This is a genomic window from Enterococcus sp. AMC1086, assembly GCF_058216575.1.
Window position 1 is genome coordinate 22,296 of record NZ_CM177100.1, and the last position, 21,988, is coordinate 44,283.

The following is a 21,988-nucleotide window of genomic DNA, read 5'->3' on the forward strand; positions in this document are numbered from 1 at the left end:
TGATTCTTTTTGTATCAGCTCATTAATCTTCTTTTAATGCTTTTTCAATCTGTAATCGTTGTACTTTCATAGTAGCTGTGCGAGGAATCTCGTCCCAATCCATAATAATCGGTTTGTTTAGATGAGGTAAATCAGCGACTTGCTCCCACCAAGCATCCCAGTTCATCCCCTGCTTTGGATCAACTGCCAGGATTGGTTGAGGAGAATTATCTTTTGCTCTAACAACGATTACTTCTTGAAGGAAATCAAGGGCATCCAACAAATGGTCCTCGATGGCCAAATTGCTATCGATTTTATCAATCAGATCAACCTGACGATCTTTAAGGAATAAATGACCATTCTCATCCATAAAACCATAATCACCGCTATCCCACCAAGGGCCAAAGACTGTTTCTTGAAAACGAACGTCCTCTTTGTAATATGTTAGCGCGCGTCCTTTAGATAAGAATTGGATATGTCCATCTGTCATAGGCGGTAAAACATGGCCTTCTTTATCTGCGATACGTGCTTCAGTCAATCCTTCCAAACCAACCCCCATATCACGAGCATCGGACGTTTTAAGAGACGCTAAAGTATGAGCTTTTAAGATCATTGGACCACATTCACTTTGACCGTAGACTTGAAGGAAAATCGGGTCGTTCTTCTTTGATGCGTTTAAGAAACTAGCCATCGTTGCATTGTTGATCGCATCAAACGTAGAATGGTAATAACGGATGCTTGCGAAAGCTTCAGGCTCTTTTTTTGCCAAAGTTGTCCATTGAACAAAATTATTTGGATGTGTTTCAAGTGCAATTGGTTGGTGGCTGATAAGCATTTTTGAAACAGAATCACTCGTTGAAATCGATAATGGCATCATCGGAAAACCCATAGCCATCAATGAAGAAATCCCGATATTAAAGCGAGAGTGAACAGGCGAAATGTGGAATCCTACCAGTTTTTTCTCGGCAATTTTTGTAAAAATTGTTTTTTGCCACTTTGTACGCCAGCCCATCGAATTAGCTGAGTGACAAATCAATTTAGGGATGCCAGTCGTTCCAGAGGTATGTGTCATGTAAGCAATAGTATCTTTAGGTAATTCTACTTGTGGTACTTTTTTAGCTGGAGCTTGTAAAAGTTTTGTCACGGAAATTTGTTTTTCTGGGGAACTATTTTTAACGGTCGCAATTTTTTCAGCAGTTTCATCATCAAATAAAATAAATGGATTTTCCAAACGATTAACAAAAACCTCAATTGTTTCAGCTGGAAAATGATAAGAAATCATTGCTGGAACAGCGCCTAAATAAGAAGCAGCAACTGCTAACAAATACGTATCAAATTTTGAACTTTTGAAAATAATGATTTTGTCTTCTGCTTGTACCCCGAGGCTTGCCAATTGATAGGCACGATTTAAAATCGCCTCATGACTTAGTTGATACGTATGATTCGTTCCAAGTTCAGGAAAAGCTGGTAAAGATTCGTCATGAATAATGGCCGTTTCAGGGTTGGTAAGTGCAGCTTCAAGATAATTAGTGTACAAGTTAAGTGGTTTGTATTCTAACAATTGATTCAATGTGACAGCATCCTTTCAAACTATGTTTAAGTATTTGTGTAATATCGAACAAGGAATAGTATACCATGAAAAATAAATAACCTAAATAAATAGTAAAAAAATGAAAAGCGTCGATTTATACGTATATTAAAGTAAGACATGAGAGAAAATGGTATTGATTAAAAAGATGATCAAAAATTGTGAAGAACGCTTGATTTTATCAGCTTTTAGCTGTATAATGAAAACTTGTGAGTAGTCTATATATTTTAGATAACTCTCCTTGCTCTTAGCAATCTAAGAGCCTAAAGTCCATAGGGAGGTGAAAGTCAATGAGTCAAGCTACGAATTATGAAATTATGTACATTATTCGTCCGAACATTGATGAAGAAGCAAAAACTGCTTTAGTAGAACGTTTCGACACAATCTTGAAAGATAACGGAGCAGAAGTTATCGAATCAAAAGATTGGGAAAAACGCCGCTTAGCATATGAAATGAACGGATTCCGTGAAGGCATCTATCATATCGTTAAAGTATCTTCTCCATCAACTGCAGGAGCAATCAATGAATTTGATCGTCTTGCTAAAATCAATGATGATATTATTCGTCACATGATTATCAAGGAAGAAGCATAACCAAATGTTTCACGTGAAACATTTGATTGACGAAAGGAGATGTTCAAATGATTAACAACGTTGTATTAGTTGGAAGACTAACAAAAGATCCGGATTTACGATATACATCTAGTGGTTCAGCAGTTGCGACATTTACCTTAGCGGTAAACCGTAACTTTACGAATGCAAATGGAAATCGTGAAGCAGATTTTATTAACTGTGTGATTTGGCGTAAACCTGCTGAAACAATGGCTAACTATGCGCGTAAAGGTACATTATTAGGCGTTACTGGTCGTATTCAAACTAGAAATTATGAAAATCAACAAGGTCAACGTGTATACGTAACTGAAGTTGTATGTGAGAATTTCCAGTTGTTAGAGTCTCGTTCTGCTTCAGAACAAAGACAAACGACAGAAGGATCAGATTCAACTCCGACCTATAATAATGCTGGCGGCGGAAGTTTCCAACCACAGAATAATAATTTTTCAGGACAAAACAATTTTAATCAATCATCCTCTCAGTCTAACAATAACGGTATGCCTGATTTTGATAGAGATTCTGATCCATTCGGTGGAACAGGTTCTACTATTGACATTTCAGATGATGATTTACCATTCTAAACGAATTTGATAGGAGGGAATAAGAATGGCACAACAAAGAAGAGGCGGACGTAAACGTCGTAAAGTTGATTATATTGCAGCAAACCATATTGAATATATTGACTATAAAGATATCGAATTACTAAAAAAATTCATTTCTGAACGTGGAAAAATTTTACCACGTCGTGTAACAGGTACTGGCGCTAAGAACCAACGCAAATTAACAATTGCAATCAAACGCGCGCGTATCATGGGCTTATTACCATTTGTTGGTGAAGAGCAATAATATAAAGTTTGTTTAGAGATCAAAGGACTAGTTTCTTTGATCTCTTTTTTGATATTATCATTGTTTTTTTTAAAATAGAATAATAAAAATCAAGTGTTTTTACTCATCGCTTAAACATAGAATCATTTTTCAGATGTTTCACGTGAAACATTTTGTGATTCGCAGAAAACCTTTTTTTATGCTAAAATATCTTTATCTATAGAACATGGAGGAGTCTTTATAATGAAAAAGAATGGAATGAAACGGATTTTGAGTTCTGTATTCGTTCTCTTTTTAGTAGAAGTAATGTTATTTTTCTACATATCTAATAAATATATATTTATAGCTGCATTACTGATACTCAATCTTTTATTGATCAATCGAATAGTTTACTTGATCAAAAAAATTGAGATATCTAATACAGAAAAAATTAGAGAAGCAAGTACGATTGCAGAAAAATCATTGGATTATGCTTTTAATGAAGTATCTGTTGGAATCATAAATTACGATCCAGATACAAAAGAAGCCAAGTGGTTAAATCCGTTTGCAGAAGATATTTTTCATAAAGATGGTCAAACGCTTATTAGTTCAGAATTAATAGAAACCTATGTAACATTAGCTGAAAAGGGTAAAGATATTTTTAAAGTTGGGGATCATGTTTATCGTTTCAATGTTGATATAAAACAAAATACAATTACCTTTAGAGATATTACAGAAGAAAGTAATCTATATCATGAAAAAGTAGAAATGCAAACAGCTATCGGGATTGTTTCCGTTGATAATTATGATGATATTACTGATAGTATGGACGAAAAAGAAATATCTTACTTAAATAGTTTTATTACAACAATGGTTTCTGATTGGATGGATGAGTATCAAGTTTTTTACAAAAGATTAAACGCCGAGCGTTATTTTTTCATTGCTCAATTAGAGGATGTAAAAAAGATGATGGAGTCTAAATTTCAAATTTTAGATAAAATCAGAAAAGAATCTCATACAAGAGAGATAGCGATTACATTAAGTATGGGGATCTCTTATGGCGGTGAAACATTGAGTCAGACAGGTAACACAGCACAAACGAATTTAGATACAGCGTTGGTTAGAGGTGGTGACCAAGTCGTTGTAAAAGAAGCGAAAGATAATGCTAAGCCTATTTTTTATGGTGGTAGAACGGCATCTGTAGCAAAAAGAACGCGCGTTCGCTCTCGTGCGATGAGCACAGCTATTCAAGGGATTTTTTCTGAGTCCTCAGATGTTTATATCATGGGACATCGCTTTCCTGATATGGATGCGATTGGTTCGGCATTTGGTATGGCAAGGTTAGCCAAGTTTCATAATAAAGATGCCTGGGTTGTGTTAGAGAAAAATGAAAGTATACCAGATGTTGAACGAGTGATGTCAGCATTGGAAAAATATCCAGAATTTGCTAAAAAAATCATTACACCTAAAGAAGCAATGAAAAGAAAAACGGATAGCAGTTTATTGATCATGGTAGATTACCATAAGCCATCATTGTCTATTTCACAGGAGTTATATGAACAATTTGATAAAGTTGTGATCATTGACCATCATCGCCGTGGTGATGAGTTTCCAGCTAAACCATTACTTTCATATATTGAATCTTCAGCTTCATCAGCTTCAGAGCTGGTGACAGAATTAATTGAATATCAAAGTAATGCACAAAAACAGCTAGATAAATTTGATGCCACCTTATTACTTGCAGGAATTGTTGTTGACACTAAAAGTTTCAGTGTTCGCACAACCGCACGTACCTTTGATGTAGCTAGTTATTTAAGGACTTGTGGCGCAGATTCATCTTTAGTACAATATTTATTAAGTTCTGATTTAACCAGTTATCTGGAAATGAATAGTTTGATTGCTCAAAGTGAATATGTGACACCAGATACGGTCATCGTGACAGGTAGTGAAGAGAAAGAATATGATAGTGTGACAGCGGCTAAAACAGCAGATACTTTATTATCGATGGTTGGAATCAATGCAGCCTTTGTGATAACGAAGCGTACAGATAAACAGATCGGCATTAGCGCGCGAAGCAACGGGTCGATAAACGTCCAACTGATCATGGAAAACTTGGGCGGAGGTGGTCATTTTACGAACGCTGCGGTACAATTATCTAATGTAACAGTAGCTGAGGTAAAAGAGCAGTTGCTAAAAGTGATTCATCAAAATATAGATGTGATGTATGATTCAGATTCATTAGGCTAGTTTTTCAGAGGAATTGAAAGTTTGTCTATCTATGTTTATTATATTAAGTAATAATCGAGGAGGAATTATAGTATGAAAGTCATTTTTTTACAAGATGTTAAAGGTAAAGGAAAAAAAGGGGAAGTAAAAGAAGTACCTACAGGATATGCACAAAATTTTTTAATCAAAAATGGCTACGCACAAGAAGCAAATAAAGGAAGTATCAGTGCGCTTGCTGGCCAAAAAAAAGCCCAAGATAAGCACGAAGCTGAAATTTTAGCAGAAGCGAAAAAGATGCAGGAGTTCTTAGAAAAAGAAGATACGGTTGTAGAGCTTAAAGCGAAGGCTGGTGAAGACGGACGTCTATTTGGGTCTATTCCTTCAAAACAAATCGCAGAAGCCTTAAACAAGCAATATAAGGTCAAATTAGACAAACGTAAGCTAGAACTATCTCAACCGATTCGTTCATTAGGATTTACAAAAGTTCCAGTGAAATTACATCATGAAGTAACAGCAACCATCAACGTTCATGTTGTGGAAGAATAAAGTAGTAAGAGAGGTTGGGATAGAAGCGTTTAACTCTGAGAAATAAGAGGGAATTGCTTCTGCTTCCATAGTTTATTCGAATTCCTCAAGGCTAGTACATCACTCGTAGAGTGATGTACTAGCCTCTTCTTGCTTATCAAATAAGAAGGAAAATGACTTAATATTGTCATTGTACATTTCGGTTGTTTCTTGTTAAAATAGAAAGACTGAAAAGCGTAACTATAGCTATAGGAGAGAAAAAAATGAATGAAGTATGGCAAGATCGAGTACCGCCCCAAAGTATGGAAGCAGAACAAGCCGTTTTAGGGTCGGTTTTTTTAGATGCTGAGGTTATTATCGATGCTTTAGAATACATAGAACCAAAAGATTTTTATCGCCGTAATCATCAATTGATTTTTCAGACTATGCTTACCTTGAATGATCGAAATGAAGCAATTGATGTTATTACGATCAAAGATCGTTTGGAGCAAGAAAATTTACTGGAGGATGTGGGTGGTTTAAGCTACCTGTCAGACTTGGCGTTAGCTGTACCGACAGCCGCTAACATTGTGTACTATGCGAAAATCGTTGAGCAAAAATCGTTGCTTCGTAACCTGATTCAAACGGCTACAGAGATCGTTACCAAAGGATTTGAGCAAGGTGAAGATGTTGAAACAATACTAGACGATGCAGAGCGCAGCATTTTAGAGGTTTCAGAAAAAAGAAATCGAAGTGGTTTTTTATCGATCGCAGATGTATTGAACACGTCGATTGCAAATATAGACCAACTTTATCAAAATGATGAGGAAATTACTGGTTTACCTACTGGTTATCCAGCATTAGATAAAATGACAGCGGGACTACAAGCAGAAGAGTTGATCATCTTAGCGGCTCGTCCAGCCGTAGGGAAAACAGCCTTTGCCTTAAATATTGCGCAGAATATTGGGACTAAGACAGATCGTTCTGTGGCTATTTTCAGTTTGGAAATGGGAGCAGAATCCTTAGTTAATCGGATGCTTTGTGCGGAAGGTTCAATTGAAGCTGGACACTTACGGACAGGTCAGTTGTCAGAAGAAGAGTGGCAAAATTTGATTATTGCGATGGGAAGTTTATCCAGAGCGCAAATCTATATCGATGATACACCTGGTATTAAAATCACAGAAATTCGGGCAAAATGTCGTAAACTAGCACAAGAACGTGGAAATCTTGGATTGATATTGATCGATTATCTACAACTGATTGAAGGGACTGGGCGTGAAAGTCGTCAACAAGAAGTATCTGAAATTTCCCGTCAATTAAAAAAATTAGCGAAAGAATTAAAAGTACCAGTAATTGCATTGTCTCAGTTATCTCGTGGTGTAGAGCAGCGTCAGGATAAACGTCCTGTCCTAAGTGATATCCGTGAGTCTGGATCTATTGAGCAAGATGCGGATATCGTGGCTTTCCTTTATCGTGATGATTATTATGATCGTGGTGAGGAAGGCGAAGATGGTGCTCGTGAGGAGCCGGAAATCGACAACGTGATTGAAGTTATTATTGAGAAAAACCGTAGTGGTGCTCGTGGAACTGTGGAACTGTTGTTTATTAAAGAGTTCAATAAATTCGCTTCACTATCAACAAGAGAAGAGTTTTAATTGGGCTCTTTGTCAACTAATGTTGGTGAAGAAAATCCAAAGAATTAAATCAATTATTGTAAGGCCTAGAGGAAAATACCTCTAGGTTTTTCTATTTGGCTGAAAAAGAACGTTACCAAAGCATAAAGCAATTCTCAATTTAAAGTTATAAAAGTTACGAAACCCATACGCATTTCTCTTTAACACTTTGATATGGTTGTTCAAGCATTCCAATGGGCCATTGGAATAGGATAATTCTAGAGCATGCTTAATTTCATTTTGAACTTTCTTAAAGGTAGAAAAAACTGTTTGGTAATAGACGGGAAGTCCAGAACAATCTTGTTCTAATAGCGAGTGGAATCTTGTGTAGTCTCGTGTTTGTACCGCATAAAGAACGTTCTGATAACAGGTGTAACCAGATTTTAACTCCTCATCATATGCAAGGAGTCGATCAACGAGTTCTGTTTCTGTTAAATAGGTGCGGAAAGAAGGACGCCATTGGCGTTTTTCAAAATCGAGCTTCGATTGGTTCTTTTGAAGAAGTTTCCAGTACTTCTTCAAGTGTCGATATTTTTTTGCCTCTACAGTTCCTTTCTGGAGAAACAGATTCATTCGTTGAATGCGGTGTTTTAAAAAGGTTCGTCCAATGTGTTGGACAATGTGAAAGCGATCGAGAATAATCTGAGCCATAGGAAACAATTTTTTGACGAGAGAAAAATAAGGAGCGTACATATCACAAACGATATATTTTACACGTTCACGAACAGACAAAGAGAATCGTGAAAAATAACGTTGTAAAAAGGACAATTGACGGTTTTCAATGACATCAATTAACTGCTTTGTTTGACCATCCATCATGATAAAACTCATAGAAGCAGCGACCTGTTTAACCGATTTAAATTCATCAAAACAAAGGACTTCAGGCAAGGTCAGGCGATTGATTTTTTTCGGTTCATAAAATTGTTTCAAGACGCGATAGACAGAAGAAACAGAGACCTTCTTTTGACGCGCAATCTCACTCATAGACGTGACCTTTCTTAATCGATCGGCAATGGATAGCTTCACTTTCTTAGAAATCGAACACCCTTTTTGGATCAGACTTGTTTCAGCGACGAACGTTCTTTCACAGGAATAACAGAAGAAACGGCGTTTCTTCAAGCGTAAATACGTTTGATACTCAGACACATCGTTCATTAAAATAAGACAAGTCGTATAGCCCCAACGAATAATCTTTCCTTTTTCTTTCTCTCCACAATGAAGACAGGAGTGGGCTAAATAGTCTAATGTACCAGAAAATACCTGACAAATTCGTCCCTTAATGCGTTCTTTTTCTAAAGAATTTTCAGTAAAAGTAATGTTTAAGTCTAGAATATCTAAGGTATTTTTGATAAGATTGGTGTAAGACATCTTGATTTCCTCCTTTTAATTGGTTTTAGTCGACTTAATTCTAAAGGATATCGGGATGTCTTTTCTATTATTTTGCATTAAAAAAAGATGCCGGTGATTTCTCACCAACATCAGAAAGTATAGAGCCTTTAATTGTGAAAGGATAGCTCAAGTAAGTGTCTACTAAAAACTTACTTGAGCTATCTTTTTAGTTAAAATCCGCTTTTAGCAGAGAATATTTATTTAGGTCCCTAAATTCGTCATACATAAGAATTTCGGATTTATCCGTTCCAACAAAGGAGAAACCATTTTTAACCGCAACCGTATTACTCGCCATATTTTCAAACGCAATTACACAAACATTTTTAACTACTTTTGTCATAATGCCTTTATTGGTTTGGGACGAATGAAGCCAGTAACCAAGTTCGGCTTTTTTATGATCAGTATCAATAAAATGTAAATCAATACAGCCGATTATTTTCTGATCAAAAGCTATTAAAAATAAACGATCTGTTCCATTCACATAACCCTCTAATTTCATCTTGATATATTGTTCTTGCGATTCAAAAGATATTGAAGAATCCACAAAATCAAGGTACTTCCTTAAATGATCCCGATCTGAATCAACAACTTCAAAAAGATCATGTGCCATCTCAAGTGTTGGCTGGACTAAAGATAAAGAGTCGTCAATTTCTAAACTAAAAGAATGTTTCATATCCCGTATATACCTCCTATTAAGGTTCATAATGTATTGTTTAAGATTATAACAAAATGAAATTTCTTTACCAGAGAATAAATAAATTTTCGCTTTTTTTATCTGATATAAAATGATTTCCAAAATAATGTTCGTGTTTTGCTCTTTTTTTTATTTTCAAAAAAAACAACATTCGATTTTTCCTTGTACACATTCTGCTTTCTTGGTACAATGAATCAGGACAAAATAATTTAGAACGAGGTGTTCGAATGTCATCAGTTGTAGTAGTCGGAACCCAGTGGGGCGATGAAGGAAAAGGAAAGATCACAGATTTTTTAAGTGAGAATGCAGAGGTCATCGCACGTTATCAAGGCGGAGATAATGCAGGTCATACCATTAAATTTGATGGTGTTACTTATAAACTACACTTGATTCCTTCAGGTATCTTTTACAAAGACAAAATTAGTGTGATTGGAAATGGCGTTGTAGTTAATCCAAAATCTTTAGTAAAAGAACTCGCTTATTTAAAAGAGAATAATGTCACAACAGATAATTTACGTATCTCAGATCGCGCTCATGTGATTTTACCGTACCATATCCAATTGGATCAATTGCAAGAAGATGCAAAAGGTGAGAATAAAATCGGTACAACAATCAAAGGAATTGGACCTGCGTACATGGATAAAGCTGCTCGTGTAGGGATTCGTATAGCAGATTTATTAGATAAAGAAATTTTTGAAGAACGTTTAAAAATCAATTTAGAAGAAAAAAATCGTCAATTTGTCAAAATGTTCGACAGTGAACCTATTGCTTTTGAAGATATTTTTGAAGAATATTATGAATATGGCCAACAAATCAAGCAATACGTGACAGATACTTCTGTTATTTTAAATGATGCATTAGATGCAGGCAAACGCGTATTATTTGAAGGTGCACAAGGCGTTATGCTAGATATCGACCAAGGAACTTATCCATTTGTTACGTCATCAAATCCAGTTGCTGGAGGGGTTACGATCGGTAGCGGTGTTGGTCCTTCTAAGATCAATAAAGTGGTTGGCGTTTGTAAAGCCTATACATCACGTGTTGGTGATGGTCCCTTCCCTACAGAATTGTTTGATGAAACAGGAGAAACGATTCGCAGAGTTGGGAAGGAATACGGTACAACAACAGGTCGTCCACGCCGTGTAGGTTGGTTTGATACTGTTGTGATGCGTCATTCTAAACGTGTATCAGGAATCACGAATTTATCATTGAATTCTATCGATGTTTTAAGTGGCTTAGACACAGTGAAAATCTGTACAGCTTATGAATTAGATGGCGAATTGATCTATCATTACCCAGCTAGTTTGAAAGAGTTGAGTCGTTGTAAACCAGTCTATGAAGAATTACCAGGCTGGTCACAAGACATTACAGGATGTAAAACGTTAGCGGAGCTTCCTGCGAATGCAAGAAACTATGTACACCGCATTTCTGAATTAGTTGGCGTGCGTATTTCAACATTTTCAGTCGGTCCAGACCGTAACCAAACAAATGTATTGGAAAGCGTTTGGGCACAAATTTAAGTATGAAAAAGGTTAGGACAGCAGCGTTTAACTCCGAGAACTAAAAGGAGTTGCTTCAGTTCCCACCGTCTATTTAGATTTCTCAAGGCTATGGATATAACTTGTAAAGTTATGTCATAGCCTCTTTCTGTACTAAAAAGTAATTTTAACTTAAAATAACATGACTAGATGTTCGAAAAATAGATCAAGCCTTTTTTATAAGTTGTATAATATAGATATATAAATTGAATAATCACAAGATGATGAGCATATATTTTTGATTTTTATAAATCTTTGTCCTACTATTAAAGTGTACTTAATAGCGAGGGGAGAGTTTTTTATGACGGAAAACAGAGTTGAACCATTTAGAGAATCAGACGGTAAAGGTTGGATAGATCATGGTCCTCGTAATCTTTCTCGAGATCAAGAAAATCCAGATATTTTAGTACCGCCAGCAACTGACCATGGAACGGTGAATAACTTACGTTTCAGTTATTCTGATGCTCATCAACGATTAGAAGAAGGTGGCTGGACAAGAGAGATCACGAATCGTGAATTACCAATTTCTGAAGATGTTGCAGGGGTAAACATGAGTTTAGAACCTGGTGCTTATCGTGAAATGCATTGGCACAAAGAAGCAGAATGGGGCTTAATGCTTTATGGAAATGCGCGTGTTACAGCGATCGATGAACATGGACGTAGTTTCATTGATGACGTAAAAGAAGGGGATATCTGGAATTTTGAAGCAGGAATTCCACATTCTATTCAAGCATTGGATCAAGGGTGCGAGTTTTTACTGGTATTCAGTGAACCTGATTTTTCTGAAAATAACACATTCCTTTTATCAGATTGGTTGGCACATACACCAAAAGACATTGTGGCAGCAAACTTCAAAAAACAAATTAGTGATTTGGAAAGCTTCCCTAAATCTGAAAAATATATTTTTAAAGCAAATGTACCAGATTCAATTGAAGCAGTTGATCGTCCAAGTAACAATGGTGAAGTACCGTCACCATTTACTTTCCATATCGATACATTAGATCCTATTATTTCAGAAGCGGGTAAAGTAAAAATTGTGGATCAAAATGTGTTCCCAGTGGCTAAAACAATTTCAGCAGCTTTTGTTGAAGTAGAACCAGGTGGGATGAGAGAGTTACATTGGCATCCAAAAGCTGCAGAATGGCAATATTACATTCAAGGACAGGCAAAAATGACAGTCTTTAATTCAGCAGGATTGGCACGTACCTTTGATTTTAAAGCAGGAGATGTAGGTGTTGTTCCAATCGTAGCAGGACACTATGTTCAAAATACTGGAGACGAACCATTACGCTTCGTTGAAGTGTTTAAAACAGCTGATTATTCAGATATTTCATTAAATAAATGGTTAGGGACTTCTCCAGCTCAAATGGTCGCTGACCACTTGAATGTGACCAAACAATTTGCTGAATCACTACCAAACCCTGAAAAACCTGAGCCAGTTGTCTGGTATAAAAAACCTGAATAATGTTCAGTAATTGCCTAGAAAATGAAAAGAAAAAATTTTTCTAGGCTTTTTTATGATGATAAAAGGGAGAGATCATAGATGGAAAATCGGAAAGTACCAACATATCCCGTCATGGAATTGCCATGGATCGCGTTCTTTTTAGCAATTGCAGCAGGTTCTATGGATGGATATACGTTTTTTGTAGGAAAAGCATTTAGTACCGTACAATCTGGGAATATTATTTTGTTAGGCCAGACGATCGCCACAAAAAATTGGAGCCATTTTGCTACAGTTGCGTTGACTATTTTATGTTTTGGCCTAGGAGCCATGGTTACAGGAATTATCGAAGTGTTAGGAATTAAAAAGAAAAAAATCTGGGCTTTTGAAATCTTACTCGTAGAAGCATTGATTTTAGTTGCATTGGGTTTTGCCCCAATCAATGGGTATTTTAGTGTTGTACACTTATGTATGTTGATTTCATTTCTTGCGGGTATGCAAGGAAATGCTTTTCATAAAATTGATGGGATGCTTTATGGAAATGTCGCTGTTACGCTAGTCGTGCAATTGGCGTTCAATTATATTATTCAAGCGATCGTCGGTGCGAAAGATGCCTGGAAAAATAGCTGGTTATATTTTTCTGTATTGATTGGATTTGCAGGTGGTGGCTTGATTGGAACTGTTTTGACGTCTGCATATGGAGAAAAATCATTATGGTTTACTGCCGTTGTTTTAGTCTGTATCGCGTTTTATTCGAAAGTGATCAAAGTCGAAAACAAAGTAATTACGATTGATCCAAATTAGTAGGGGGAGAAAACATGATTTTTGATGTTATTGTGATTGGCAGTGGTGTCGCTGGTTTGACTACTGCGTTTGGCCTTAGTAAAGGTGGTAAAAAAGTTGCCATTATTGAGTCTACCTTTTTTGGTGGTGTCGTTTATAATATCGGCAGTACTCGAAAAAAAGAATTAGTAACGATTGCACAGCATGCATTGCAAAATCAACGTTTTGAAGCACATGGTATCACGACGCCAGTTGAATTGGATTGGCAAGATACGATGAACTGGATCGATAGCATTGAAGGAGACGAAGATAATCAACATCAATTAGCATTAAAAGAAGCGGGTATTACAACGATATTTGGAACAGCCGCATTTGTTTCACCAAATGAAGTGAAGGTAGATGGTATCGTTTATTCGGCAGAACAGTTTGTTATAGCAAGTGGTGGTGCAGATCGTCCGTTTACTTTTGAAGGAAGCCATTATTTATCGGATAGTGCTGCATTTTTAACACAAAAGGAGTTGCCTAAAACAGCGCTTTTTATTGGTGCAGGAATTATTTCATTTGCCTTTACTACGATTGCTGCAGCTTTTGGATGTAACGTAATTGTATTGCAACATGATTCACAGGCTTTGAAGAATTTTGATCAAGAATTTGTCAGTCAATTAATAGAAATCAATAAAAAGCGAGCTGTTTCTTTTCATTTTAATGAGAGCGTGAAAAAAATAGAAAAGACAGAAGAGGGCCTATTACGTGTGCAGACAGAATCAGGTGAAGTATTTGAAGTAGACCAAGTATATAATGTTGCTGGACGAGTTCCATTGATTGATTCATTAAAACTTGAGAATGCACAAGTTCTATATGATGCTCATGGGATCGATACGAATGAATACTTGCAAACAAATCAGTCACATATATTTGCTTGTGGTGATTGCTCTAATGCTAGAGTACCTAAATTAGCTACCTTTGCTGCTTATCAAGCGGATTATCTTGTTTCCTATCTACTTAAAAAAGAATTGGCTCCGATTCACTATCCAATGGCTTCTATGTCGATCTTCAGCGAACCAAGGATTGCTCAAGTAGGTGTTTCAACTGAACAAGCATTAGCAAAGCCAGAAGAATATGCAGTTGAGGAAATGGATATTAGCAAGTGGATGGATGCAAAAAGAAAAAGTGAGAACACTGCACTACTTAAAATTGTTACAAGACGGAGCGACGATCGGGTTGCAGGAGCTGCGGTGATGAGTCAAGAAGCGGATATTTTTATTAATTATATAACAATGGCGCTACATGCAGAGTGGACAAAAGATGATTTGAAAAAACAAATTTACGCATATCCTTCTCTAGTGAACGATATGACTCGGTTTTGGAAGTAAAGATCAAGAGGCATTAAAATCAATAGATTTTGGGACAATCGTCTTTTGTGGAAAAATAAGTTCGGTTTTGATGAGTAGTGTCAAAATCGAACTTATTTTTTACCGTCATTGGTTTACCTAATAAAGAATGAGTATCAAATGATTATGTGTTAAAATAGAAAAATAGTTAGGAGAGGTTTTAAATGACATTCAAATTAATGACAGATTCATGCTGTGATTTACCCTATACATATTTAGAAGCAAATGATGTTGATTTTATCAGTATGACCATTCAATTAAATGGGAAAGAATTAGTCGACGATTTAGGGAAAACATTTGATTATGATTGGTTTTTACAAGAAATAAAAAAAGGTGGTATGCCGACCACCTCTCAGGTAAACGTGGGGCGCTATATTGAATTTTTTAAACCATTTGTTGAAAAAAAAATACCGATATTGTACTTAGCTTTTTCTTCTGGTTTAAGCGGCTCTTATCAAAGTGCCATGCAAGCTGTTGATATATTGAAAGAAGAATATAAGGACGCCGAAATTTTTGTGATCGATACGAAAGCGGCTAGTTTAGGTGAAGGTCTGTTAGTCAGTGAAGTTATTCAATTAAAAGATAATGGTCATTCTTTAGAAGATGTTTTATTGTGGTTATCTGAAAATAAAATGACCGTTCATTCTTGGGTCACGGTGGATGATTTGAAGCATTTAGAACGTGGAGGTAGAATTTCTAAAGCAGCTGCTGCAATCGGTGGACTAATGAATGTTAAACCAATCATTGTAGTAGATAAACAAGGAAAACTACAAAATATTAGTAAAGTTCGCGGCCGCGGTAAGGCGTTGAAAAAGATCGCTGATGAAACCGTTCAAGGAATGATTGAACCAACAAAGCAAACAGTATTCATTGCTTATGCGGGTGATTTAGAAAGTGCTGAGAAAGTAAAATCGTTGATTGAAGAAAAAATTCAAGTCAAAGAGATTCGTTTACATCCACTTGGACCAACCATTACTAGTCATACAGGAAACGGCTGTATTGCGGTATTTTCTAGAGGGAAAAAAAGATAATTAAAACAGTATTTGATACAAACCTTTTACATTTTTTTGTAAAAGGTATGTTTTGCTTAGGTCAGTAATGAATTGAAAGTAAGTGTTATATTACATCGAACTCTTAAAATAAGGTAGACTACTACCTATTCTAGGGACTAATTCTTAGGAGGCGTTTTTATTGAATTTTTACGGTATAGACTATTTAGAGACACAATCGAATTTAAATGATTATATCAAATATTTTTTTATTTTTGGTGCTTTGATCGTTTTGATCATTGCATTTAGTTTGTATATGCGTCATCGCATTCAAACTAAATATCGTGACTTGAGTATTATCACCTTTTTGCTGTTACTGTTTTTACTTGGCGTTCAGTACTCTGATTACACACTGAATCAAAGCAAAAATTCACAATCCTCTCAAATGGTTAATTTTGTGAAACAAATATCAAAAGAAAAAGGTGTCGATAAAAAGGATATTCTTGTAAATTCAACGCAATTAGTTGACGGAACACTTATAAAAATTGAAGGCAATTATTATAAAACAACATTAAGTGCCGATCAAAACTCTTACATTTTAGAAGAAGCTCATTTGATGAACCCGGATATTTCAATTACGAAATAATAGAATAGAAAGGAAGATAACATGCAACTTTATAGTCCAATTATTATCAAACTTGGTTTAGGGATTATTTGTTTAATCATTCAAATCAACTTAATGGGAAAAGGCAATTTAGCACCTTCTTCAGCAATGGATCAAGTTCAAAATTATGTACTTGGTGGAATTATCGGCGGCGTGATTTATAATGAATCGATTGGTGTTTTACAGTTTGTTTTAGTGTTGATTATTTGGACTTTGCTTGTCTTGATTGTTAAGTTTGCAAAAGAGCACAATCGCTATGTGAAGTATATTGTAGATGGCAGACCCATCACATTGATCAAAGATGGAAAAGTGGATGTGAACGAGTGTTTAAGATGTGGCATCTCAGCGAATGAATTGATGTTTAAATTAAGAGCAAATGCTATTTACGAAGTTGAGAATGTGAAGAGAGCTGTTTTAGAACAAAATGGTCAACTGACGATCATAGAATTTGGCGATGAAAATATTAGATATCCAATCATTGTAGATGGTCAAGCAAATTATGATGTATTGGAATTGATCAACAAAGATATTGATTGGCTAACAGAACAAGTTCAAAATGAAACATACAAAGGAATCAATGAAATTTATTTAGGTGAGTATCTTTCAGGAAAATTAAAATTATATGGGTATGAAAAAAATATGTAGGGGATAAAAAGGATTTAAATGGATAAACTAAATAAGAGGGTGGGACAAAAGTAAAAAGTACTTTTGTCTCACCCTCTTATTTTTAGACAATAATAGTGATTAATACTCACCAGAAAACAATTCATCCAATTGTTTTTGAACGTCTTTGTTTTCTAAGAATTCATCATAAGTTGTATCTGCACGGTCAACAACACCTTTGTCAGAAACGGCAATAATCCGGTTTGCTAATGTTTGAATAAATTGGTGGTCATGTGAAGCAAATAAAATTGCACCAGTAAATGCCATCAATCCATCATTCAAAGCAGTGATCGATTCTAAATCTAAGTGATTGGTTGGATCGTCCAAAACAAGCACATTTGATTTAGATAGCATCAATTTAGAAAGCATTACGCGAACTTTTTCGCCCCCTGAAAGTACGTTTACTGATTTCAGTACGTCTTCACCAGAGAATAACATTCTTCCTAAGAAACCACGTAAAAATGTATTGTCATCTTCTTCTTTACTTGCAAATTGACGTAACCAATCTAAAATGGTTAGATCAGTATCAAAGTCTTTGCTGTTATCTTTTGGCAGATAAGCTTGAGTTGTTGTAACACCCCAGCGTACGCTACCTGTATCCGGTGTGATTTCACCCATGATCACTTTGAATAAAGTTGTCGTAACGATATCATTATCTGCAATGAAGGCTACTTTATCAACGTTATTTAAAGAGAATGAGATGTTGTCCAAAATCTTCTTGCCGTCGATCGTTACTGAAACATTCTCTACATGAAGTAGATCGTTTCCGATTTCTCTATCTGGAGTAAACCCAACAAATGGATAACGACGAGAAGAGGGTTGAATGTCATCTAATGTAATTTTATCCAACATTTTTTTACGAGAAGTCGCTTGTTTTGATTTCGATGCATTCGCACTGAAACGAGCGATAAAGTCTTGTAATTCTTTGATTTGCTCTTCTTTTTTCGCGTTTGCATTCGATTGTAATTTTGCCGCTAATTGGCTTGATTCTAACCAGAAATCATAGTTCCCGACATATAATTTGATTTTACCAAAATCAAGATCGGCCATGTGTGTGCATACTTTGTTTAAAAAGTGACGGTCATGGGAAACAACGATAACAGTGTTTTCAAAATTGATCAAGAATTCTTCTAACCAATTGATCGAACGAGTGTCCAAACCATTGGTCGGCTCATCTAGTAGTAAAACATCAGGTTTACCAAATAGAGATTGCGCAAGCAACACTTTGACTTTTTGGCCAGCAGTTAATTCACTCATTTTTTGGTCATGTAAACTTTCAGGAATGTTTAAACCTTGCAGTAAAACAGCTGCTTCAGGTTCAGCTTCCCAACCGTTTAACTCTGCAAATTCACCTTCAAGTTCTGCCGCTTTGATTCCATCTTCGTCAGTGAAATCCTCTTTCATGTAGACAGCATCTTTTTCTTTCATTACTTCATACAAACGTTTATGTCCCATAATAACTGTCTCTAAAACAGTATTATCTTCAAAATCAAAATGATTTTGTTTCAAAATAGCTAAACGTTCATCAGGGCCTAAAGCAACATTACCCGTCGTTGGCTGGATATCGCCAGATAAAATCTTTAAGAATGTTGATTTACCTGCACCATTAGCGCCAATCAACCCATAACAGTTACCAGGAGTGAATTTAATATTTACATCATCAAAAAGTTTGCGGTCTGAAAATAGCAAACTTACATCATTTACAGTAATCAATTGATTTCCTCACTTCATATAGAATAGTTAAACCTCTCTGCATTATAGCGAGGAAAGCTATATATTTCAAGGAATTTCAGACTTTTTCAGAAATACCTTATAGATTTTATCAAAATGAGATGGCTTTTTAAGAAAACAGTGTTTCATGTGAAACAATTTAATAAAAGGTTATTAGTGTACTTTTAAAACGATACACTGTATGATACACATGAAATTAGTGTATTATTACTCAGCTTTTAAAATTGAAAGGAGACGTATAGATGAAGCGCATCGAACGAATTTATCTTTATGTGAAAGAGCAGACAGAAAATCTGACATCAAATGATGTTTCTTTTGGAAGCGGTGTGACGACAGAAGATGTCTCCAATGCTTTGACTATTCAACGAACGAATGCCAGTAAGGACTTGAATCAGCTGGTTCGTGAAGGATTATTGGAGAAGATAGAAGGACGCCCAGTTAAATATGTCGACCAAGCCATTTTCAAATACCAACCATTGACGAAACCTGTAAAAAGTTATCGAGAAAATAGCCTAATTGAAGACCATTCCACATCCGTGACTCGCATGCATAAACCAGTTAAAAAATTTGCCGGAGAAGATATTTTTAAAGGCATGATCGGTTCAACTGGTAGTATGAGAACGCCTGTTGAACAAGCTAAAGCTGCAATCTTATACCCACCCAAAGGCTTGAATTGTTTGATTACTGGACCAACTGGCTCTGGGAAAACCTATTTTGCTCATGCGATGTTCCAATTTGCGCTACTTAACCATGTGATCGACTCAGATAAAAAGCTTATTGTTTTTAATTGTGCAGATTATGCCCATAATCCAGAACTATTGATGTCTCACCTTTTCGGCTATGCAGAAGGCGCATTTACAGGTGCAACCAAAGCCAAAGAAGGGATCATCCATGAAGCAGATGGAAGTATTCTATTTCTTGACGAGGTTCATCGTTTACCACCAGAAGGACAAGAGATGGTCTTTTATTTTATGGATCATGGGACCTATTCAAGGTTAGGTGAAACCGTTAAGAATCGCCGTGCAGAAGTACGAATCATTTGTGCAACAACTGAAAATCCAACATCTTCGTTATTGAACACATTTGTCCGTAGAATTCCGATCATCATTCAGTTGCCTAATTTTATCGATCGGCCGGCAAAAGAGAAAATCGATTTACTTAGAGTAATGATTTCAATGGAAGCTTCTCGCATCCAGAAAAAAATATCATTATCAGAGGATGTAGTGAAAGCCTTGATCGGGAGCGTTTCATATGGAAATGTAGGTCAGTTGAAGTCAAATGTTCAGCTAGTGACAGCTAGAGGTTTTTTAAACCATATTGACCAAGATGAACTGACGATCACGATCGATGAATTGACGGATAGCATTAAAGAAGGCATGATGCAATTGGCAAGCAATCGTGACGCGTTGGCCGAACTATCAAAATATTTAGAACCACAAATGATCGTTACGCCAAACGAACCTTTAGTCAAGATACAATCGGATTCCTATGAACTACCATATAATTTATATGAAATCATTGGAGATAAAGCAGCCTTACTAAAAGCAGACGGGCTGGAACAAGAAGTGATCAATAATTTTATAACGACAGACATCAATGTCCATTTAAAATCTTTTTATAAAGATCACGGTTTTACATTTGATACTGAAAACAAATTAGCAGAAATCGTAGATCAGCGTATTATCGATGTCACTAAAGAGATCTACAATTTCGCCAAACAAAAATTAAATTACAATTTTCAGTCCAATTTTATTTACGCGATGAGCTTACACATTAGCTCATTTTTGAAACGAATCCAAAATGGCGAAGAGCGTCAGCATCAATTAAATGAAAATATTCGAAATATGGTGTTGGATTATCCTGTAGAATTCGAGACAGCGCAAGAAATAAAACGCATTATAGAAATCAATTATCAAATGAAGATTCCAGAATTTGAAACGTATTATCTAGCTGTGTTACTAATCTCACTGAGAGAAAACAAAGACGCAGGACGGATCGGGATCATCGTTGCAGCTCATGGGAAAAGTACAGCCACAAGTATGGTACAAGTGGTATCTCAGCTGTTGAATGTCGACAATTTAAGAGCGATTGACATGCCGCTGGAAATGCAGCCCAAAGAAGCACTGCGTCAAATCATCAATGCAGTGAAAGAAGTCAATGAAGACAGTGGCGTGATTCTTTTAGTAGATATGGGTTCATTAGCTACTTTTTCAGATGAAATCACACGCCAAACAGGAATCGAAGTACGAACAGTCGATATGGTCACGACCCCTATTGTTTTAGAAACAGCAAGAAAAACGACACTGATCGATACACAGCTAGATACCTTATATGATTCATTGAAAAACTTTCAAGGATATGCGGATATCCATCAAGAAAGAGAAGTTGATTCTTCGTCTTCTTGGAAAAAACGAGCAATCATTGCAATTTGTGCCTCTGGTGAAGGAACAGCTAAACGAATGAAAGAAATGATTGAAGCTGCTGTTCCACCGCAATTAGGCTTAGAATTAGAAGTATTACCGTTATCCATTATTGACATGAAAGACCAGCTTGTTACGATTCAAGAAGAATATCGTGTGATCGCGACAACTGGGATCACCGATCCAAAAATTTCAGGACCATTTATTCCAATGGAAACATTTTTCTCTGGCGAAGCGGAGTCTGTGATCAATCAGCTATTGATGGATAGCGAAATTCATATAGAAATACAAGAAATGGATGAAGCTGTTGCCAAAAAAATCTGCATTGATTATATGGAAGAAAGTTTTACCTTTATTAATCCTAAAAAAGTGATCGAGCCTCTGTGGGAATTTGCGGACATTATCAGAACGAAGCTTGAGTTGCAGTTGGACTATTCGTTTTATGTTAATTTAGTCATGCATCTAGCCGGTATGCTAGAAAGAATAGTACAGCGCGATACACTAACGATCACGGAAGAAGAGCAAGGACAAATCACAATAGAACCTAGTTATGAAATCATAATGAAAGCAGCACGCTATCTAAAACAACTCTTTAAACTAGAGTTACCTCTGGAAGAAGTCTATTATATTATTCAGCTGATCAAAAATACACAATTGAATCAAGCGCAAAATACAGAAGATACACTAGCTCCAATACACAAAGAAGATACACTATTTTAGTGTATCTTCTTTGTGTATTTTCTTAAAAAAACCCTTAGATTTCTATTTATTTTAGCAATACACTATTTTTGGCACGGAAATTGCTTTAAATAAGTCACAAGACGAAATCTGTCTATTATTCAATCAGTCCATTTGTAATGATTTGGCTATGATGCTAGTCGTTATTTTGGCAATAAATGT

General features: G+C 36.0%; 18 protein-coding genes. 14 read left to right on the forward strand and 4 right to left on the reverse strand.

The window, feature by feature from the left end; genetic code table 11:
- Positions 1 to 22: 22 nt before the first annotated feature.
- The gene (locus AC4BC4_RS00110) at positions 23 to 1,549 is read right to left on the reverse strand and encodes an AMP-binding protein (RefSeq protein WP_490476350.1); all 1,527 of its coding nucleotides are present in this window, start codon (positions 1,547 to 1,549) and stop codon (positions 23 to 25) included.
- A gap of 308 nt (positions 1,550 to 1,857) precedes the next feature.
- Between AC4BC4_RS00110 and rpsF the strand changes: the two genes are divergently transcribed.
- From rpsF to dnaB, 6 genes are all read left to right on the forward strand, one after another.
- The gene (gene rpsF, locus AC4BC4_RS00115) at positions 1,858 to 2,160 is read left to right on the forward strand and encodes a 30S ribosomal protein S6 (protein ID WP_069663270.1); all 303 of its coding nucleotides are present in this window, start codon (positions 1,858 to 1,860) and stop codon (positions 2,158 to 2,160) included.
- A gap of 47 nt (positions 2,161 to 2,207) precedes the next feature.
- Positions 2,208 to 2,759, forward strand: coding sequence for a single-stranded DNA-binding protein (gene ssb / locus AC4BC4_RS00120; protein WP_438757761.1), 552 nt, complete (start codon positions 2,208 to 2,210; stop codon positions 2,757 to 2,759).
- A gap of 25 nt (positions 2,760 to 2,784) precedes the next feature.
- The gene (gene rpsR, locus AC4BC4_RS00125) at positions 2,785 to 3,024 is read left to right on the forward strand and encodes a 30S ribosomal protein S18 (protein WP_010762117.1); all 240 of its coding nucleotides are present in this window, start codon (positions 2,785 to 2,787) and stop codon (positions 3,022 to 3,024) included.
- A 222-nt stretch (positions 3,025 to 3,246) separates the two neighbouring features.
- Positions 3,247 to 5,229, forward strand: a complete 1,983-nt coding sequence (locus tag AC4BC4_RS00130) for a DHH family phosphoesterase (protein ID WP_490476351.1) — start codon at positions 3,247 to 3,249, stop codon at positions 5,227 to 5,229.
- 72 nt (positions 5,230 to 5,301) lie between these two features.
- Positions 5,302 to 5,754 carry a 50S ribosomal protein L9 gene (gene rplI / locus AC4BC4_RS00135; protein ID WP_438757759.1) on the forward strand — a complete coding sequence of 151 codons (453 nt, stop codon included), beginning with the start codon at positions 5,302 to 5,304 and terminating at the stop codon, positions 5,752 to 5,754.
- A 242-nt stretch (positions 5,755 to 5,996) separates the two neighbouring features.
- Complete coding sequence (gene dnaB / locus AC4BC4_RS00140) at positions 5,997 to 7,367, forward strand: replicative DNA helicase (protein ID WP_438757758.1); 1,371 nt, start codon at positions 5,997 to 5,999, stop codon at positions 7,365 to 7,367.
- 81 nt (positions 7,368 to 7,448) lie between these two features.
- Here dnaB and AC4BC4_RS00145 read toward each other — a convergent pair whose 3' ends face one another.
- Together AC4BC4_RS00145 and AC4BC4_RS00150 are read right to left on the reverse strand one after the other, a co-directional pair.
- Entirely contained in the window at positions 7,449 to 8,753 is a 1,305-nt protein-coding gene (locus tag AC4BC4_RS00145; protein WP_438755906.1) for an ISL3 family transposase, read from the reverse strand.
- A gap of 187 nt (positions 8,754 to 8,940) precedes the next feature.
- Positions 8,941 to 9,447: a GNAT family N-acetyltransferase gene (locus AC4BC4_RS00150; RefSeq protein ID WP_490476352.1), complete on the reverse strand. Its 507-nt coding sequence runs from the start codon at positions 9,445 to 9,447 to the stop codon at positions 8,941 to 8,943.
- 248 nt (positions 9,448 to 9,695) lie between these two features.
- Here AC4BC4_RS00150 and AC4BC4_RS00155 point away from each other — a divergent pair, with 248 nt between their 5' ends.
- The 7 genes from AC4BC4_RS00155 to AC4BC4_RS00185 all read left to right on the forward strand — a co-directional run bounded on the left by AC4BC4_RS00155 (position 9,696) and on the right by AC4BC4_RS00185 (position 16,919).
- The gene (locus AC4BC4_RS00155) at positions 9,696 to 10,988 is read left to right on the forward strand and encodes an adenylosuccinate synthase (protein WP_490476353.1); all 1,293 of its coding nucleotides are present in this window, start codon (positions 9,696 to 9,698) and stop codon (positions 10,986 to 10,988) included.
- Between the two features lie 319 nt (positions 10,989 to 11,307).
- A complete protein-coding gene (locus AC4BC4_RS00160; protein WP_490476354.1) occupies positions 11,308 to 12,471 on the forward strand; it encodes a cupin domain-containing protein in 1,164 nt (387 codons plus the stop codon).
- A gap of 78 nt (positions 12,472 to 12,549) precedes the next feature.
- Complete coding sequence (locus tag AC4BC4_RS00165; protein ID WP_490476355.1) at positions 12,550 to 13,251, forward strand: YoaK family protein; 702 nt, start codon at positions 12,550 to 12,552, stop codon at positions 13,249 to 13,251.
- Between the two features lie 14 nt (positions 13,252 to 13,265).
- On the forward strand, positions 13,266 to 14,603 hold the full coding sequence (locus AC4BC4_RS00170) for a dihydrolipoyl dehydrogenase family protein (protein WP_490476356.1): 1,338 nt from the start codon (positions 13,266 to 13,268) through the stop codon (positions 14,601 to 14,603).
- 182 nt (positions 14,604 to 14,785) lie between these two features.
- A complete protein-coding gene (locus AC4BC4_RS00175; protein WP_438757752.1) occupies positions 14,786 to 15,652 on the forward strand; it encodes a DegV family protein in 867 nt (288 codons plus the stop codon).
- Between the two features lie 160 nt (positions 15,653 to 15,812).
- Positions 15,813 to 16,256, forward strand: a complete 444-nt coding sequence (locus tag AC4BC4_RS00180; protein WP_490476357.1) for a DUF3290 domain-containing protein — start codon at positions 15,813 to 15,815, stop codon at positions 16,254 to 16,256.
- 21 nt (positions 16,257 to 16,277) lie between these two features.
- Entirely contained in the window at positions 16,278 to 16,919 is a 642-nt protein-coding gene (locus AC4BC4_RS00185) for a DUF421 domain-containing protein (protein ID WP_490476358.1), read from the forward strand.
- Between the two features lie 99 nt (positions 16,920 to 17,018).
- Here the strand turns inward: AC4BC4_RS00185 and AC4BC4_RS00190 are convergent, their stop codons facing one another.
- The gene (locus AC4BC4_RS00190; RefSeq protein ID WP_207113624.1) at positions 17,019 to 18,650 is read right to left on the reverse strand and encodes an ABC-F family ATP-binding cassette domain-containing protein; all 1,632 of its coding nucleotides are present in this window, start codon (positions 18,648 to 18,650) and stop codon (positions 17,019 to 17,021) included.
- A gap of 260 nt (positions 18,651 to 18,910) precedes the next feature.
- On the opposite strand from AC4BC4_RS00190, the gene AC4BC4_RS00195 reads away from it, so the two are divergent.
- Complete coding sequence (locus AC4BC4_RS00195; RefSeq protein ID WP_490476359.1) at positions 18,911 to 21,808, forward strand: sigma-54-dependent transcriptional regulator; 2,898 nt, start codon at positions 18,911 to 18,913, stop codon at positions 21,806 to 21,808.
- Positions 21,809 to 21,988: the final 180 nt, after the last annotated feature.

What these genes read in the sequence shown, in the direction of transcription:
- dnaB (WP_438757758.1), top strand. Translation starts at nt 5,997, where the DNA reads ATGAATGAAGTATGGCAAGATCGAGTACCGCCCCAAAGTATGGAAGCA.
- AC4BC4_RS00160 (WP_490476354.1), top strand. Translation starts at nt 11,308, where the DNA reads ATGACGGAAAACAGAGTTGAACCATTTAGAGAATCAGACGGTAAAGGT.
- AC4BC4_RS00175 (WP_438757752.1), top strand. Translation starts at nt 14,786, where the DNA reads ATGACATTCAAATTAATGACAGATTCATGCTGTGATTTACCCTATACA.
- AC4BC4_RS00145 (WP_438755906.1), bottom strand. Translation starts at nt 8,753, where the DNA reads ATGTCTTACACCAATCTTATCAAAAATACCTTAGATATTCTAGACTTA.
- rpsF (WP_069663270.1), top strand. Translation starts at nt 1,858, where the DNA reads ATGAGTCAAGCTACGAATTATGAAATTATGTACATTATTCGTCCGAAC.
- AC4BC4_RS00195 (WP_490476359.1), top strand. Translation starts at nt 18,911, where the DNA reads ATGAAGCGCATCGAACGAATTTATCTTTATGTGAAAGAGCAGACAGAA.
- rplI (WP_438757759.1), top strand. Translation starts at nt 5,302, where the DNA reads ATGAAAGTCATTTTTTTACAAGATGTTAAAGGTAAAGGAAAAAAAGGG.
- AC4BC4_RS00185 (WP_490476358.1), top strand. Translation starts at nt 16,278, where the DNA reads ATGCAACTTTATAGTCCAATTATTATCAAACTTGGTTTAGGGATTATT.
- rpsR (WP_010762117.1), top strand. Translation starts at nt 2,785, where the DNA reads ATGGCACAACAAAGAAGAGGCGGACGTAAACGTCGTAAAGTTGATTAT.
- AC4BC4_RS00130 (WP_490476351.1), top strand. Translation starts at nt 3,247, where the DNA reads ATGAAAAAGAATGGAATGAAACGGATTTTGAGTTCTGTATTCGTTCTC.
- AC4BC4_RS00155 (WP_490476353.1), top strand. Translation starts at nt 9,696, where the DNA reads ATGTCATCAGTTGTAGTAGTCGGAACCCAGTGGGGCGATGAAGGAAAA.
- AC4BC4_RS00150 (WP_490476352.1), bottom strand. Translation starts at nt 9,447, where the DNA reads ATGAAACATTCTTTTAGTTTAGAAATTGACGACTCTTTATCTTTAGTC.
- ssb (WP_438757761.1), top strand. Translation starts at nt 2,208, where the DNA reads ATGATTAACAACGTTGTATTAGTTGGAAGACTAACAAAAGATCCGGAT.
- AC4BC4_RS00165 (WP_490476355.1), top strand. Translation starts at nt 12,550, where the DNA reads ATGGAAAATCGGAAAGTACCAACATATCCCGTCATGGAATTGCCATGG.
- AC4BC4_RS00170 (WP_490476356.1), top strand. Translation starts at nt 13,266, where the DNA reads ATGATTTTTGATGTTATTGTGATTGGCAGTGGTGTCGCTGGTTTGACT.